The 14,754-nt window shown below is 72.2% G+C and carries 18 protein-coding genes; 11 read left to right on the plus strand and 7 right to left on the minus strand.

The features are described 5' to 3' along the window. Nucleotides 1-113: 113 nt before the first annotated feature. Nucleotides 114-305 (minus strand): hypothetical protein, encoded by a 192-nt coding sequence (locus ABZ721_RS21475; protein ID WP_358790239.1) that lies wholly within the window; start codon nucleotides 303-305, stop codon nucleotides 114-116. A 162-nt stretch (nucleotides 306-467) separates the two neighbouring features. Here ABZ721_RS21475 and ABZ721_RS21480 point away from each other — a divergent pair, with 162 nt between their 5' ends. The 3 genes from ABZ721_RS21480 (at nucleotide 468) to moaA (ending at nucleotide 3,634) form a co-directional block, all read left to right on the plus strand. Further along, nucleotides 468-881: a DUF485 domain-containing protein gene (locus tag ABZ721_RS21480; protein ID WP_358790240.1), complete on the plus strand. Its 414-nt coding sequence runs from the start codon at nucleotides 468-470 to the stop codon at nucleotides 879-881. Then, nucleotides 878-2,506: a cation acetate symporter gene (locus ABZ721_RS21485; protein WP_358790241.1), complete on the plus strand. Its 1,629-nt coding sequence runs from the start codon at nucleotides 878-880 to the stop codon at nucleotides 2,504-2,506. The genes ABZ721_RS21480 and ABZ721_RS21485 overlap by 4 nt, the downstream gene beginning before the upstream one ends. A 138-nt stretch (nucleotides 2,507-2,644) precedes the next feature. Next, complete coding sequence (gene moaA, locus ABZ721_RS21490) at nucleotides 2,645-3,634, plus strand: GTP 3',8-cyclase MoaA (RefSeq protein WP_358790242.1); 990 nt, start codon at nucleotides 2,645-2,647, stop codon at nucleotides 3,632-3,634. 85 nt (nucleotides 3,635-3,719) lie between these two features. Here the strand turns inward: moaA and ABZ721_RS21495 are convergent, their stop codons facing one another. Both ABZ721_RS21495 and ABZ721_RS21500 read right to left on the minus strand, forming a co-directional pair. Further along, nucleotides 3,720-3,992, minus strand: a complete 273-nt coding sequence (locus tag ABZ721_RS21495) for a hypothetical protein (protein WP_358790243.1) — start codon at nucleotides 3,990-3,992, stop codon at nucleotides 3,720-3,722. Nucleotides 3,993-4,169: 177 nt separating this feature from the next. Further along, nucleotides 4,170-4,535 carry a DUF3099 domain-containing protein gene (locus ABZ721_RS21500; RefSeq protein WP_358790244.1) on the minus strand — a complete coding sequence of 122 codons (366 nt, stop codon included), beginning with the start codon at nucleotides 4,533-4,535 and terminating at the stop codon, nucleotides 4,170-4,172. A 235-nt stretch (nucleotides 4,536-4,770) separates the two neighbouring features. Between ABZ721_RS21500 and ABZ721_RS21505 the strand changes: the two genes are divergently transcribed. Then, nucleotides 4,771-5,043 (plus strand): GlsB/YeaQ/YmgE family stress response membrane protein, encoded by a 273-nt coding sequence (locus tag ABZ721_RS21505; protein WP_358790245.1) that lies wholly within the window; start codon nucleotides 4,771-4,773, stop codon nucleotides 5,041-5,043. On the opposite strand, the gene ABZ721_RS21510 is transcribed toward ABZ721_RS21505, so the two are convergent. The 3 genes from ABZ721_RS21510 to ABZ721_RS21520 are packed head-to-tail and all read right to left on the minus strand — an operon-like array spanning nucleotide 5,021 to nucleotide 8,555. Continuing rightward, nucleotides 5,021-5,614, minus strand: coding sequence for an RNA 2'-phosphotransferase (locus ABZ721_RS21510; protein WP_358790246.1), 594 nt, complete (start codon nucleotides 5,612-5,614; stop codon nucleotides 5,021-5,023). The genes ABZ721_RS21505 and ABZ721_RS21510 overlap by 23 nt on opposite strands. A gap of 26 nt (nucleotides 5,615-5,640) precedes the next feature. Beyond that, complete coding sequence (locus ABZ721_RS21515; RefSeq protein WP_358790247.1) at nucleotides 5,641-7,035, minus strand: metallopeptidase TldD-related protein; 1,395 nt, start codon at nucleotides 7,033-7,035, stop codon at nucleotides 5,641-5,643. Beyond that, nucleotides 7,032-8,555, minus strand: coding sequence for a TldD/PmbA family protein (locus tag ABZ721_RS21520; RefSeq protein WP_358790248.1), 1,524 nt, complete (start codon nucleotides 8,553-8,555; stop codon nucleotides 7,032-7,034). Before ABZ721_RS21520 ends, ABZ721_RS21515 begins: the two co-directional genes overlap by 4 nt. A 245-nt stretch (nucleotides 8,556-8,800) precedes the next feature. Between ABZ721_RS21520 and ABZ721_RS21525 the strand changes: the two genes are divergently transcribed. From ABZ721_RS21525 to fabI, 3 genes are all read left to right on the plus strand, one after another. Beyond that, nucleotides 8,801-9,730 (plus strand): lytic polysaccharide monooxygenase, encoded by a 930-nt coding sequence (locus tag ABZ721_RS21525; protein ID WP_358790249.1) that lies wholly within the window; start codon nucleotides 8,801-8,803, stop codon nucleotides 9,728-9,730. Nucleotides 9,731-9,853: 123 nt separating this feature from the next. Beyond that, nucleotides 9,854-10,558, plus strand: a complete 705-nt coding sequence (fabG, locus tag ABZ721_RS21530; protein WP_358790250.1) for a 3-oxoacyl-[acyl-carrier-protein] reductase — start codon at nucleotides 9,854-9,856, stop codon at nucleotides 10,556-10,558. A 5-nt stretch (nucleotides 10,559-10,563) separates the two neighbouring features. After that, the gene (fabI, locus tag ABZ721_RS21535) at nucleotides 10,564-11,334 is read left to right on the plus strand and encodes an enoyl-ACP reductase FabI (protein ID WP_358790251.1); all 771 of its coding nucleotides are present in this window, start codon (nucleotides 10,564-10,566) and stop codon (nucleotides 11,332-11,334) included. Nucleotides 11,335-11,447: 113 nt separating this feature from the next. Here the strand turns inward: fabI and ABZ721_RS21540 are convergent, their stop codons facing one another. Then, nucleotides 11,448-12,128, minus strand: a complete 681-nt coding sequence (locus ABZ721_RS21540) for an FCD domain-containing protein (protein WP_358790252.1) — start codon at nucleotides 12,126-12,128, stop codon at nucleotides 11,448-11,450. Between the two features lie 22 nt (nucleotides 12,129-12,150). Here ABZ721_RS21540 and ABZ721_RS21545 point away from each other — a divergent pair, with 22 nt between their 5' ends. The 4 genes from ABZ721_RS21545 (at nucleotide 12,151) to ABZ721_RS21560 (ending at nucleotide 14,660) form a co-directional block, all read left to right on the plus strand. Further along, nucleotides 12,151-13,449 (plus strand): MFS transporter, encoded by a 1,299-nt coding sequence (locus ABZ721_RS21545; protein WP_358790253.1) that lies wholly within the window; start codon nucleotides 12,151-12,153, stop codon nucleotides 13,447-13,449. Nucleotides 13,450-13,506: 57 nt separating this feature from the next. After that, nucleotides 13,507-13,629, plus strand: a complete 123-nt coding sequence (locus ABZ721_RS21550) for an SGM_5486 family transporter-associated protein (protein WP_358790254.1) — start codon at nucleotides 13,507-13,509, stop codon at nucleotides 13,627-13,629. Nucleotides 13,630-13,831: 202 nt separating this feature from the next. Next, nucleotides 13,832-14,059 (plus strand): hypothetical protein, encoded by a 228-nt coding sequence (locus tag ABZ721_RS21555; protein ID WP_358790282.1) that lies wholly within the window; start codon nucleotides 13,832-13,834, stop codon nucleotides 14,057-14,059. A gap of 79 nt (nucleotides 14,060-14,138) precedes the next feature. Continuing rightward, the gene (locus tag ABZ721_RS21560) at nucleotides 14,139-14,660 is read left to right on the plus strand and encodes a histidine phosphatase family protein (RefSeq protein ID WP_358790255.1); all 522 of its coding nucleotides are present in this window, start codon (nucleotides 14,139-14,141) and stop codon (nucleotides 14,658-14,660) included. Nucleotides 14,661-14,754 lie beyond the last annotated feature (94 nt).

The raw sequence follows: 14,754 nt of genomic DNA on the forward strand, positions 1-14,754 counted from the left end.
GCCGTTGGACGGGTACATGACGATGGAAACTATCGTCGTACTGGTGGTGCCATCAATGGATTCCGGTGGAAATCCCGGATTCCTACCGGATTCCCGTTCGGGCGCCGGGCGTGTCAGCCACCGCCGTGGCCGGACCGCAGCGCCTCGATGCTCAACAGGGGTATGACCACCCGCGGTCCGTACCAGCGCGCGGGCGCCGCGCGGCCGGCCGGCGGCGGGGCCGCGGCCACCGGGACGGGCAGCCGGACGGCGCCGTACGGCGGTCGGTGCGGACCCGGTGGCGGGGAACTCGGCTGGGTGTTCACGGGCGCTGTCCTCGAACTGGCGTCACGGCCGCGTCGGGGCCGCCGGGCGACGGTGCTGGGCGCCCTGTACAACGAAGCGCCCGCGTCCGGGTGTCGGGTCCGCTCCGGATGGCGGCGGTTTTGCCCCCGGGCCTGTTGAACACCTGCCGCCACACCTCTAACATGCGGTTTCCGATCATCGACGTGACGCAGATCACTCATGGAGGCACCGTGGATCCCGCACCACCGTCCGCCACCCCGGGTCCGCCGACCCCCGCTTCGTACTCCGAGGTGGAGGCGAGTCCGGAATTCGCCGAACTGCGGCACTCCTACCGGGTGTTCGCCTTCCCGGTGACCATTGCCTTCATCACCTGGTACCTGCTGTACGTGATCCTGTCGAGCTACGCGGGCGGGTTCATGGCGACCAAGGTCATCGGCAACATCAACGTGGCCTTCGTCTTCGGCCTCGCGCAGTTCCTCACCACGTTCCTCATCGCCTGGATATACGCCCGGTACGCGAACGCCCGCCTCGACCCGGGGGCCGAAGCCCTCAAGGCGCGGCTGGAGAACGGCGCTACGTTGGAGGACCGCTCATGACCACCGGCACGATCAACCTGGCGGCCGAGGCGGCGGCGTCCGAGCACCGCGGCCTGATCATCACGCTCTTCTCGGTGTTCGTCGTCATCACCCTCGGCATCACCGTCTGGGCCGGCCGCCAGACGAAGGACGCGACGGACTTCTACGCGGGCGGCCGCGGCTTCACCGGGTTCCAGAACGGGCTGGCGATCTCCGGCGACTACATGTCGGCCGCCTCGTTCCTCGGCATCGCGGGCGCCATCGCGCTCGTCGGCTACGACGGCTTCCTCTACTCGATCGGCTTCCTGGTCGCCTGGCTGGTCGCCCTGCTGCTGGTCGCCGAACCGCTCCGCAACTCCGGCCGCTTCACCATGGCCGACGTGCTCGCCTACCGGCTGCGCCAGCGCCCGGTGCGCACCGCGGCCGGCACCTCGACCATCGTCGTGTCGATCTTCTACCTGCTGGCCCAGATGGTCGGCGCGGGCGCCCTGGTCTCGCTGCTGCTCGGCGTCACCGGCGAGGGCCCGAAGCGGCTGATCGTGGCGCTGGTCGGCATCGTCATGGTGCTCTACGTGACGATCGGCGGCATGAAGGGCACGACCTGGGTGCAGATCATCAAGGCCGTGATGCTGATCCTCGGCACCCTGCTGATCACGATCCTGGTGCTGAACAAGTTCCACTGGAACCCGTCCACGCTGCTGGGCGCCGCGGCCGACAAGAGCGGCCAGGGGCACAAGTTCCTGGAGCCCGGCCTCAAGTACGGCATCGACAGCACCAGCAAGATCAACTTCATCTCGCTGGGCCTGGCCCTCGTGCTGGGCACCGCCGGGCTGCCGCACATCCTGGTCCGCTTCTACACGGTGCCCACGGCGAAGGTCGCCCGCAAGTCCGTCAACTGGGCGATCGGCATCATCGGCGGCTTCTACCTGATGACCATCGCCCTCGGCTTCGGCGCGGCGGCCCTGGTCGGCGCCGCCAAGATCAAGGCGAGCGACAAGTCCGGCAACACCGCGGCGCCGCTGCTCGCCGAGTACGTCGGCGGCGGCCCCGGCACGACCGGCGGCGCGATCCTGCTCGCGGTGATCTCCGCGGTGGCCTTCGCGACCATCCTCGCCGTCGTCGCGGGCCTCACCCTCGCCTCGTCGGCCTCGTTCGCGCACGACCTGTGGGCCAACGTGATCCGCAAGGGCAAGGTGAGCGAGAAGAACGAGGTCATCACGGCGAAGATCGCCGCGGTGGCGATCGGCGCGGTCTCCATCGGGCTCGGCATGTACGCCACGAAGCTCAACGCGGCGGCCCTGGTGGCGCTCGCGTTCGCGGTCGCCGCCTCCGCCAACCTCCCGACCATCCTGTACAGCCTGTACTGGAAGAAGTTCACCACCTCGGGGGCGACCTGGTCGATCTACGGCGGCCTGGTCTCCTCGGTCGTCCTGGTGATCTTCTCGCCGGTCGTCTCCGGCGCCTCCGACTCGCTCTTCACCGGCAGCGACTTCTCCTGGTTCCCGCTGGCCAACCCGGGCATCGTCTCCATCCCGCTGGGCTTCCTGCTCGGCTGGCTCGGCACGGTCCTGTCCAAGGAGCAGCCGGACCTGGAGAAGTACCAGGAGCTGGAGGTGCGCTCCATGACCGGCGCCGGCGCGCACTGACCGCCGCCTCCACCGCGGTTTCAACAAACTGTTGCATTCAGGGGCCCATCGCGTACGCTGCGGCGATACGCGGTGGGTCGCCGTGGTCCTAAGCTGGAGTGGCGGGCGCATCAGGTGCCCGCGAGGGAGGCGGAACGCGTGCTGATCGACACCTACGGACGCGTCGCCACCGATCTGCGGGTCTCGCTGACCGACCGGTGCAATCTGCGCTGCACGTACTGCATGCCCGAGGAGGGCCTGCAGTGGCTGGCCAAGCCCGACCTGCTCACGGACGACGAGATCGTCCGGATGGTGCGGATCGGCGTCACCGACCTCGGCGTCAAGGACGTCCGCTTCACCGGCGGCGAGCCGCTGCTGCGCCCCGGCCTGGTCGGCATCATCGAACGCGTCGCGGCCCTCGAACCCCGCCCCCGGATCTCGCTGACCACCAACGGCATCGGCCTGGGGCGCACCGCGTCCGCGCTGCGCGACGCCGGCCTGAACCGGGTCAACGTCTCCCTCGACACCCTGCGCCCGGACGTCTTCCAGGCCATGACGCGGCGCAAGCGCCACCAGGACGTCATCGCCGGGCTTGAGGCGGCCCGCGCCGCGGGGCTGACCCCGGTCAAGGTCAACGCGGTGCTCATGCGCGGGGTCAACGACGACGAGGCCCCTGAACTGCTGCGGTGGGCCGTGGAGAACGGCTACGAGCTGCGCTTCATCGAGCAGATGCCGCTGGACGCGCAGCACGGCTGGCAGCGCGGCGACATGGTGACCGCCGAGGAGATCCTGGACAGCCTCAGGACCCGCTTCACGCTCACCCCGGAGCCCAACGGCGCCCGCGGCTCCGCCCCCGCGGAGCGGTGGCTGGTGGACGGCGGCCCGGCCAGGGTCGGCGTCATCGCCTCCGTGACCCGCCCCTTCTGCCGCGCCTGCGACCGCACCCGGCTCACCGCCGACGGCCAGGTCCGCGACTGCCTCTTCGCCCGCACCGAGTCCGACCTGCGCGCCCCGCTGCGCTCCGGCGCCACCGACGCGGAGATCGCCGCGCTGTGGAAGACCGCGATGTGGGGCAAGAAGGCCGGCTCAGGGCTGGACGACCCGTCGTTCCTGCAGCCCGACCGCCCGATGTCGGCGATCGGCGGCTAGGAGGGCCCCAGGGCCCGCCAGGGCCCCGCCGGACCCCCGGGCCGGTCGCGGGCCGGACCCGTGGGCTGTCCGCTATCAGGACGCCTCAGGGCGCGTCCGGCCCCTGCCGCCCCGCCGGATCGGGCGCCGCCGCCGGCTCCGCGGAGTCCTCCGGGGAGCGCCACTGGTCGAACGGCACGGTGTCCTTCAGGAACCCCCGCAGGTCCAGGAAGTGCGACAGGTGCTCCCGGTGCTCGTCACAGGCGAGCCACGTCTTGCGGCGGTCGGGGGTGTGCAGTTTCGGGTTGTTCCACGCCAGCACCCACGCGGCGGTGGTGCGGCAGCCCTTGGCCGAGCAGATCGGCGTCTCGTCGTTCATAGCCGCCAGTAAACATGGCGACGCCGGGCAGCCACGGGGGGAGCCGCCCGGCGTCGGTCCGTCGCTCCGACGGGGGATGCGGAGCGCGTACGAAGTATGTCACGCGCGCACCCCGGTCGAGGAGTGGATCCTCATGATTGATCTGAGCTTTTCTTGAGGTTTCCAGCCATCCGCGGCTCAGTTCCGACCGGTGTACGGACCCTCCTGAGGTTCCGTTCCCGGCACCACGCGGCCCTCCACGACGGCCCGCTCCAGCATCGGCCGGGTCGGCGGCGGGACGAAGGTGGACGGCAGCGACGGCGCGTTCTCCCGTCCCGCGTTGGCGATGACCACCGCGACATAGGGCAGCAGAGCGCCCAGGACCAGCGCGACCCAGGCCAGCGGCCGCTGCACGTTCCACAAGGTCACGCAGGCGATGACCGACGCGGTACGGACCAGCATCGAGATGATGTAACGGCGCTGCCGGCCCTGTACGTCCTGCGTCAGGCTGGTCCGGGCCCCGGTGATCCGGATGACCTGACCCTCGCTGTGCTTCCGCATCACATTCCACCGCCCGCTCGGCCCTTCGGGCCGTACCGAATTCTGTTGCGGGGACCCGCCCCAGGCCTTCCTCACGGTACGCCGCGGGTCCGTCGCATTCGAGACCGGGGCCGCCCGGCGAGTGGCGGACATACCCCCTCGTACAGCGTATGGACGCCCCCGACATGCGGCGTAGCCCACCTCGGCACAGACTGACGACACGAGTGCGTTGTCACTTGAACGCGAGGAGGCGTGTGACATGAGTTGGTTGTGGGCGATCATCGTCGGTCTGGTTCTGGGTCTGATCGCAAAGGCGATCCTGCCCGGCAAGCAGGCCATCCCGCTGTGGCTGACCGCGATCTTCGGCATGCTCGGCAGCGTCCTGGGCAATGCCGTGGCCACGTGGATCGGCGTCAACAACACCAGTGGTATCGACTGGACCCGGCACTTGCTGCAGTTGCTCGGAGCCATCGCGGTGGTCGCCGTGGGCGACGGACTGTGGGCGGCGGTCAGGGGCAAGAGGACGGCCTGACGCCGGCGGCCCGGTCGGGCTGGACCGGGCGCTGCCGCAGCCGCGCCGCCGGAACCCGGTCGGTCAGCCACACGCCGTTGGCGCTGACCCGGAACACATGGCCCTCGGCGGCCAGCCGGGCGGCATCCACCTCCAGCACCACCGGACGGCCGTGCCGCGCCCCCACGCGCACGGCCGTCTCCACGTCCGCCGACAGGTGGACGTCCTGCCGGGACATCGGAAGCAGCCCGTCCCGCAGGATCAGCGGCAGGGTCGTGGTGGCCGTGCCGTGGAAGAGCACGTCGGGCGGCGGGGCCGCCGCCAGCCCCAGGTCCACCGGGACCGAGTGGCCCTGGCTGGCCCGGATCCGGCGGCCGTCCGGCGAGTACTCGTACCGCTTCTTGTTGTTCGTCGCGACGACGTGGTCCAGCTCGGTGCGCGAGAAGCGGCGGCCGGCCCGGTCGCAGGCGGCGATCAGCTCGTCCACCGCCACCCAGCCGCCCTCGTCCAGGGCCAGCCCGACCGCCCCCGGATCGTGCCGCAGCACCAGGGCCAGGAACTTCGAGACCTTGACCGTCCGCTTCTCGTCCACCGTCGCCATCCTCCTGGCAGGGGCCCTCAGACGCCCTGGCTGACCGAACTCATGTTGAAGTCCGGGATCCGCATGGCGGGTGCCGCGGCCCGGGTGAAGTAGTCGCTCCACTCGCGCGGCAGCGTCCGCTCCGTGCGGCCCGTCTCGGCGACCCGGCCGAGCAGGTCCACCGGCGACTCGTTGAACCGGAAGTTGTTCACCGCGCCCGTCACCTCGCCGTTCTCGACCAGGTAGACGCCGTCCCGGGTCAGACCGGTGAGCAGCAGGGTCGACGGATCGACCTCGCGGATGTACCACAGGCAGGTCAGCAGCAGCCCGCGTCCGGTCGCCGCGACCATCTCCTCCAGCGACTTCGTGCCGCCGCCGTCCAGGATCAGGTTGTCGGCGGCCGGGGTCACCGGCAGGCCGGTGAGGCCCGCGCTGTGCCGGGTGGTGGGGAGCCGGTTGAGCACCCCGTCGCGGATCCAGTCCACCGGCCCGACCGGCAGGCCGTTGTCGAACACCGAGGACTCGTCGCCCGAGGCGTGCGCGATGACGAACGGGGCCGACTCCAGGCCGGGCGCCGACGGGTCGCTGCGCAGCGTCAGCGGCAGCTCGGAGAGCTTCTCCCCGACGCGGGTGCCGCCGCCGGGCTTGCTGAACACGGTGCGGCCCTCGGCCGCGTCCCGCGCGCCGGACGACCACAGCTGGTAGATCGCCAGGTCCGCGACGGCGGACGGCGGCAGCAGCGTCTCGTACCGGCCGGCGGGCAGCTCGACGCGGCGCTCCGCCCAGGTGAGCCGCTGGGCCAGCTCCGCGTCGAGGGCGCCGGGGTCGACGTCCTTGAAGTCGCGGGTCGAGGCCCCGGCCCAGGCGGAGCGGGTGCGGTCCGGCGACTTGGCGTTGAGCTCCATCGTGCCGGTCGGCTGGTCGTGCCGCAGCCGCAGGCCGGTGGAGCTGCCGAGGTAGCTGGAGGTCACCGAGTGGAAGGCGAACCCGTACAGCTGCCGCCCGCCGGCCCGCGCGGTCGCGAAGGACTCGCCCAGCGCGGGGGCGAACGACCCGAAGACCTCGGAGGAGGTCTCGGCGGGCGGTTCGGTGAAGCGGGCGGAGGGCGCGGTGCCCTCCACGAGCGGCTGCGCGTCCTCGGCCGGTCCCGCGTTCCTGGCGGCCTCCTCCGCGGCCCGGACCAGCGGCTCCAGGTCGTCGGTGGTCACCGCGGAGCGGGAGACGACACCGGAGGCGGCGCCCTGCGCGCCGTTCACCGTCGCGATGACGGTGAGGGTGCGGCCCCGGGTCACGCCGTTGGTGGTCAGCGCGTTGCCCGCCCAGCGCAGGTTGGCGCTGGACTCCTCGTCCGCGATGACGACGCAGCCGTCGGCGCGGGACAGCGCCAGGGCGCGCTCGACGATCTCGTGCGGAGCGGTGCTGCGGGGGCTCATCGGCCGGCCTCCTGGGTCGTGTTCAGGATGTTGACACCGCGGAAGAGCGCGGACGGGCAGCCGTGGCTGACCGCCGCGACCTGCCCGGGCTGGGCCTTGCCGCAGTTGAAGGCGCCGCCGAGCACATACGTCTCCGGGCCGCCGACGGCTTCCATCGAGCCCCAGAAGTCGGTGGTCGTGGCCTGGTAGGCGACGTCCTTGAGCTGGCCCGCGAGCCGGCCGTTCTCGATGCGGAAGAACCGCTGGCCGGTGAACTGGAAGTTGTAGCGCTGCATGTCGATCGACCAGGAGCGGTCGCCGACGATGTAGATGCCGCGCTCGACGCCGCCGATCAGCTCCTGCGTCGACGGCCCGTCCGGCGCCGGCCGCAGCGACACGTTCGCCATCCGCTGCACCGGCACATGGCCGGCGGAGTCGGCGAACGAGCAGCCGTTGGACCGGTCGAAGCCGGTCAGCTTGGCGATCCGGCGGTCCAGCTGGTACCCGACCAGGGTGCCGTCCTTCACCAGGTCCCAGGTCTGCCCGGCGACGCCCTCGTCGTCGTAGCCGACCGTCGCGAGGCCGTGCTCGGCGGTGCGGTCGCCGGTGACGTTCATCAGCGCGGAGCCGTACTTCAACGTGCCCAGCTGGTCGAAGGTCGCGAAGGAGGTGCCCGCGTAGGCCGCCTCGTAGCCCAGCGCCCGGTCCAGCTCCGTGGCGTGGCCGATCGACTCGTGGATCGTCAGCCACAGGTTGGACGGGTCCACGACGACGTCGTACGCGCCGGCCTCCACGGTCGGCGCGAGCATCTTCTCGGCCAGCAGCTCCGGGATCTGCGCCAGCTCGGCGTCCCAGTCCCAGCCGGTGCCCGTCAGGTACTCCCAGCCGCGGCCGACCGGCGGGGCCAGCGTGCGCATGGAGTCGAAGTCGCCGCTGGCGGGGTCCACCGCGACCGCGGTGAGCTGCGGGTGCAGCCGCACCCGCTGCTGCGTGGTGCTGGTGCCCGCGGTGTCCGCGTAGAACTTGTTCTCCTGGACGGTCATCAAGGACGCGTCAGCGTGGGCGACGCCCTTCGCGGCGAGCAGCCGGCCGCTCCACTCCGCGAGCAGCGCCGTCTTCTCCGCGTCCGGGACGTCGAAGGGGTTGGTCCCGTACGCGGAGACCCACACCTTGTCCGCGTGCACCGGCTCGTCCGCCAGCTCGACCCGCTCGTCGGAGCCCGCGGCGGCGATCACCTTCGCCGACAGCTTCGCCATGGCGACCGCCTGGCCGGCGACCCGCGCCGCCGCGTCCATCGTCAGGTCGACGCCGGACGCGAAGCCCCAGGCGCCGCCGTGCACGACCCGGACCGCGTACCCGGTGTCCGTGGTGTCCGTGGTCCCGGACGGCCTGGCGTCCCGCAGCCGGTGCGTGGCGCTGCGGATCCGCTCGAACCGGAAGTCCGCGTGCTCCGCTCCGAGCGCCCGGGCGCGGGCGAGTGCCGCGTCGGCCAGCGCCCGCAGCGGCAGCGCCAGGAATGACTGATCGACCTCGTGAGGCACAGCGGCCTCTCCCTTCGCCCGATTCGACAGGTCTGCTTCGACAGGTCCGCGCAGTGAATCATGCCGCTCGGACACTCCCGTGGCCACGGTATATCCGCTGCGCGCGGCGAGTTGATGATGATCCGTCAGAAGCCTTTGCCGGCCGCCCCCTTGTCGTTGGTCCAGACCAATCCTATGCTCAGGGCTGCTGGCCCCCCACGCCTTTGTCCGCGCAGTCCTGAGCAACAGCACGACAAGGAGCCCCCATGCCCACCCCCCACCTCCCGGCACGCCGCGTCCCCCCGCCCCGCCTGTCCGCCGTCCGCCACGCCGCGGCGATCGGCGCCGCGGGCGCCGCCGCGCTGGCGCTCGTCGCCCTCACCCCGGTCTCCGCGAGCGCGCACGGCGCCCTCAGCGGCCCCGTCAGCCGGATATCGGCCTGCTACGCCGAAGGCCCCGAGCACCCCCAGTCGCAGGTCTGCAAGGACCTGGTCACCATGAGCGGCACCCAGCCGCTCTACGACTGGAACGAGGTGAACATCGCCAACGCGGACGGCCACAGCCGCGACATCATCCCCGACGGCAAGCTCTGCTCGGCCAACCGCGACAAGTACAAGGCCCTCGACATGGCCCGCACCGACTGGCCCGCCACGAGCGTCACCGCAGGCTCGCGCGCCATCAGCTTCCGGGTCACCGCGCCCCACCGCGGCGTCATGACCCTCTACATCACCAAGGCCGGCTACGACCCGACGAAGCCCCTCAAGTGGTCGGACCTGGACACCACCCCGATCGCCACCTACACCACCAGCTCCACCGCGACCGGCGGCTCGTACAACTTCACCGCGAACCTGCCCAGCCGCTCCGGCCGCCACCTGATCTACCAGGTCTGGCAGCGCACCGACAGCCCCGAGGCGTTCTACGGCTGCTCCGACGTCGTCTTCGGACAGGGCGTCTCCGCCGCCGCGGCCCCGGCCGCGCCCGACGAGCGGCAGATCGCCGCCGGCGCGAGCCGCTCGACCGTCAGCCACCACGGCCACGGCGGGGACACCTCGCTCGTCGCCGAGAACGCGGCGGCCAGCGGCCGCAGCGACGGCACCCTGACGACGGCGCTGGGCGGCAGTGCCGTGCTCGCCGCGGGAGCCGTCGGAATGATCCTCCGCGGCCGCCGCCGGACCGTTTCCCGCACCCAGGCGTAGCAACGCCGACTGTAGGGACCCGACAGGGACAGCGGGATGCCCCTGTCGGGGCCGGTTCCTCGTATTGCTGCCCGGACCGATAGTTTCGTGGTGATAGCCACAACTATGGGAAAGGGTGATCCGTTGAGCCGCTCGGTTCTCGTCACCGGAGGAAACCGGGGCATCGGCCTCGCCATCGCCCAGGCCTTCGCCGACGCGGGGGACAAGGTCGCCATCACCTACCGCTCGGGCGAGCCGCCGGCGGGCTTCCTCGCGGTGCGCTGCGACATCACGGACTCCGAGCAGGTCGAGCAGGCCTACAAGGAGATCGAGGAGAAGCAGGGCCCGGTCGAGGTGCTGGTCGCCAACGCCGGCGTCACCCGCGACCAGCTGCTGCTCCGGATGACCGACGAGGACTTCACCTCGGTCCTGGACACGAACCTGACGGGCACGTTCCGCGTCGTCAAGGCGGCCGCCCGCAAGATGCTGCGCGCCCGCAAGGGGCGCATCGTGCTCATCTCCTCGGTCGTGGGCCTGCTCGGCTCGGCCGGCCAGGCGAACTACGCCGCCTCCAAGGCCGGCCTGGTCGGCTTCGCGCGCTCGCTCGCCCGCGAACTCGGCTCGCGCAACATCACCGTGAACGTCGTGGCCCCCGGCTTCGTGGACACCGACATGACGCGCACGCTCAGCGACGAGCAGCGCGAGAAGATCGTCGGGCAGATTCCGCTGGGCCGCTACGCGCAGACCGCGGAGATCGCCTCCTCGGTCCGCTTTCTCGCCTCCGAAGAGGCCGCATACATCACTGGTGCCGTCATTCCCGTAGACGGCGGATTGGGCATGGGTCACTGATCACCATGAGTGGAATTCTCGAAGGCAAGCGCATCCTGATCACCGGAGTGCTGATGGAGTCCTCCATCGCGTTCCACACCGCCAAGCTGGCGCAGGAGCAGGGCGCTGAGATCATCCTCACCGCCTTCCCGCGGCCCACCCTGACCGAGCGCATCGCCAGGAAGCTGCCGAAGCCCACCAAGGTCATCGAGCTGGACGTGACCAACGCCGAGCACCTCGGCTCGCTCGAGGACACCGTCCGCGCCGAGCTGGGCAGCCTGGACGGCGTGGTGCACTCCGTCGGCTTCGCCCCGCAGGACGCGCTGGGCGGCAACTTCCTCAACGCCCCGTGGGAGTCCGTCGCCACCGCGATGCACGTCTCCGCGTTCTCGCTGAAGTCGCTCACCATGGCGTGCCTGCCGCTGATGAGCAACGGCGGCGGCTCGGTCGTCGGCCTCACCTTCGACGCGCAGTACGCCTGGCCGCAGTACGACTGGATGGGCCCGGCCAAGGCCGCGCTGGAGGCCACCTCCCGCTACCTCGCCCGCGACCTGGGCAAGCAGAACGTCCGCTGCAACCTGATCTCGGCCGGGCCGATCGGTTCGATGGCCGCCAAGTCCATCCCGGGCTTCGGGGAACTCGCGGACGTCTGGAACCACCGCTCCCCGCTGGAGTGGGACATGTCCGACCCCGGCCCGGCCGGCCGCGGCGTCGTCGCCCTGCTCTCGGACTGGTTCCCGAAGACCACCGGCGAGATCATCCACGTCGACGGCGGCCTGCACGCGGTCGGTGCCTGACCCGTACCGCGCCTGACCCGTACCGCGCCTGACGCGTACCGCTCCTGACCGACGGCGACGCCCGGTCCCGACGCCTCGACGGCGTCCGGGGCCGGGCGTCCGCCGTTGCCGGTCTACGCGGTGCGCAGCCCCCGGCAGTGGAAGGCGTGCCCGGCGGCCTCGGCGGAGGCCGCCTCCGCGTCGCCGGCGCGGACCGCCTCCACCAGCCGGGCGTGGTCCAGGTGCTGCTCCGGGCGCAGCACCTCGCCGACGTCCGCGCGCAGGAAGTCGCGCAGCACGTCACCGAGGTCCGCGTAGAGCTCGACCAGCACGTCGTTGTGCGAGGCGCCGACCACCGCCAGGTGCAGCGTCGCGTCCGCGTCGACGAACGCGGCGGCGTCCCCCGACTCCCAGGCCCGCTCGCGGCGCTCCAGCAGGGTGTCGAGGTGGCGCAGGTCGCGGTCGGTGCGGCGGACGGCGGCCAGGCCCGCGGCGGACGCCTCCAGGGCGCTGCGCAGCTCGGCGACGTGCCGCGGGTCGGCGTCCGCGAAGCGGCGGTGCATGACCCCCGCCAGCTCGCTGGTGGCCACCACGTACGTGCCGGAGCCCTGCCGGATGTCGAGCAGTCCGTTGTGCGCCAGCGCCCTGACCGCCTCGCGGACGGTGTTGCGGGCGACGCCGAGCTGTTCGACCAGCTCGGGTTCGGTCGGGATGCGGGAGCCGACCGGCCACTCACCGGACGTGATCTGGGTGCGCAGCCGGGCGATCACCTGGTCGGCGAGCGTGGACTGCCGGGGGAGTGGACCGAGATTCATCCCATCATTCTATGATGGGTGCATGCGCGATGACGAACCCCTCACCCTCGACCGCGAAAAAGTCCCCGACGCGGCGGTTCCGTCCGGTGCGCCGTCCGCCGCGCGCGAGGCACCGGCGCTCCCCGTCTGGACCCGGCGCCTCGTCCTCGCCGGGCTGGTCCTCGCCGCGCTCAACCTCCGTCCCGCGGTCACCAGCCTCGGGCCGCTGATGAAGGAGGTCAGGGACGGCCTCGGCATGAGCGGCGCCGTGGCCGGGCTCCTCACCTCCGTGCCCGCGCTGTGCTTCGCGCTCTTCGGGATCGCCGCCCCGCGCCTGGCCCGCCGCTTCGGCGCGGGCGCCGTGGTGTGCGCCGGCATGGCGGCCATCGCCACCGGCCTGCTGCTGCGCCCGTTCGCGAGCGGCACGGTGCTCTTCCTCGCCGCCAGCGCCGTCGCGCTGGCCGGCATCGCGGTCGGCAACATCCTGATGCCGGTGATCGTCAAGCGGTACTTCCCCGACCGGGTCGGCGCCATGACCGGCCTCTACTCGATGGCGCTCTCGCTCGGCACCGCGGCCGCCGCCGCGGCGACCGTGCCGCTGACCTCCGCGATGGGCCAGGGCTGGCGGCTCGGCCTGGGCGTCTGGGCGGCCCTGGCCGTCGTCGCGATCGTGCCGTGGCTCGGCCTGGTCCGGGACCGCAGCGCGGCCGGGCGGCCCGCCCCCGGGGCCGCGGCCGCGAGCGCCACGGCGGCGGAGGACGGCGGCCGGATCGTCCGCAGCCCCACGGCCTGGGCGCTGGCCTGCTTCTTCGGCCTGCAGGCCACCGCCGCGTACGTCACGATGGGGTGGATGCCGCAGATCTTCCGCGACGCCGGGCTCTCCGCCGGCACCGCGGGGGCGCTGCTGGCCGTGACGATGGTGATGGGCGTCCCGCTCTCCTTCGCGCTGCCCTCGCTCGCCGGCCGGATGCGCCACCAGGGCCCGCTCGTCGTCGTCCTCGCCCTGTTCGGACTGGCCGGGTACACCGGCCTGTGGCTGGCCCCGGCCGGCGCCCCCTGGGTCTGGGCGCTGCTGCTCGGCGTCGCCAACTGCGCCTTCCCGCTGGCCCTGACCATGGTCGGGATGCGCTCGCGCACCGGCGCCGGCGTGGTCCGGCTCTCCGCCTTCGCGCAGAGCACCGGCTATCTGATCTCGATCCCGGGACCGATCCTGGTCGGCGCCCTGTACCAGCACAGCGGCGGCTGGGACCTGCCCATCGCGCTGATGGCCGCCCTCATGGTGCCGCAGATCGTGGTCGGCGTCCTGGCCGGCCGCAACCGGTACATCGAGGACGAACTGTGACGGCGCCCCCGGCGACCCCGCCGCCGTCCGCGGCGGCGCCGGTGCGAGACTGGGAGCATGCCCGTACTCGAGCCCAACCCTCCGCAGAGCCAGAAGCGGCTGATGGTCATCGTCGGTCTGATGCTGGCCGTCCCGGCCTTCGTCGCGATCATCGCGACCGTCGCGGCCAAGTTCGGCTGACGCGCCGCTGACGCGCCCCCGGCCCGGCACGAACGGCCGCCCCTGAGGCCGATGGTGGGGACAACCCCACCATCCCTAGGGGGGTCAGGTCAGGGTCGAGTGGGTGGCCCGCCCGATGGGATCTTCGAGCGCCCTTCCGTAGTTTCGAAGGGTCAGCAGATCCCAGCACCCCACCGAGGCGGTCACCGTGTCCACGCAGTCCATCCAGGCACACACCAGGCCCTCGCGGCAGCCGGTCGGCCGCGGGGCCGGCGGGGTCCAGACGCGCCTGCCGTGGTGGGCCGTCGCGCTCCCCGCGCTCGCCTTCGCGGCCCTGCTCATGCTGATCGCGGGACCCGGCCAGACCGACACCGGGGCGGCCCACTCGGCCGGCGACGTCATCGCCCGCGTCGCGGACGCGCTCCCCGGCATCGCCCAGCGCCTGCTGTGACGGCCGGTACCCGCGCCCCGGCACCGGGCGTGACGGCTACCCCGCGCCTGATCGCGGATTTTCTGGAAAGCTGAGGGGCATGAGCGTCGACCCGCCCCGCACGATCGTCCTCCTCCGCCACGCCAAGGCCGACTGGCCCGCGGTCGCCGACCACGAGCGGCCGCTGGCCGAACGCGGTCGCACGGACGCCTCGGTGGCCGGCCGCCGCCTCGCCGACGCGGGCATCGCCCCGGACCTGGTCCTGTGCTCCACCGCCGCCCGTACCCGGGAGACCTGGAAGCTCGCCGCGCACGAGATGCCGCAGCGGCCCAGGACGGTCTACGAGGAGCGGCTGTACGAAGCGACCCTGGGCGACCTGCTGGCCCTGCTCAACGAGACCCCGGACGACGTGGAGACCCTGCTGCTCGTCGGCCACAACCCCGGCGTGCACGCTCTCGCCGACGCGCTGGCGGGCAGTGCCGAGCCGGACGCCCTCGCCCGGATGAACCGCGGCGGCTTCCCGACCGCGGCCTTCGCCGTCCTCACGTTCTCCGGCTCCTGGAAGTCCGTCGAGCACGGCGTCGGCAGGCTGGTCGACTACTGGGTGCCGCACGAGTCCTGAGCCCGGCAGCTCTGCGGCCGGGGGAGCGGGGCCCGGGAGTCCCGGGCCCGGGAGCCCGGGACCGGAGCCCGGCCGTCCCGCGACGGTCTCCCGG

The organism is Streptomyces sp. NPDC006733, from assembly GCF_040636125.1.
Lineage (GTDB): Bacteria > Actinomycetota > Actinomycetes > Streptomycetales > Streptomycetaceae > Actinacidiphila.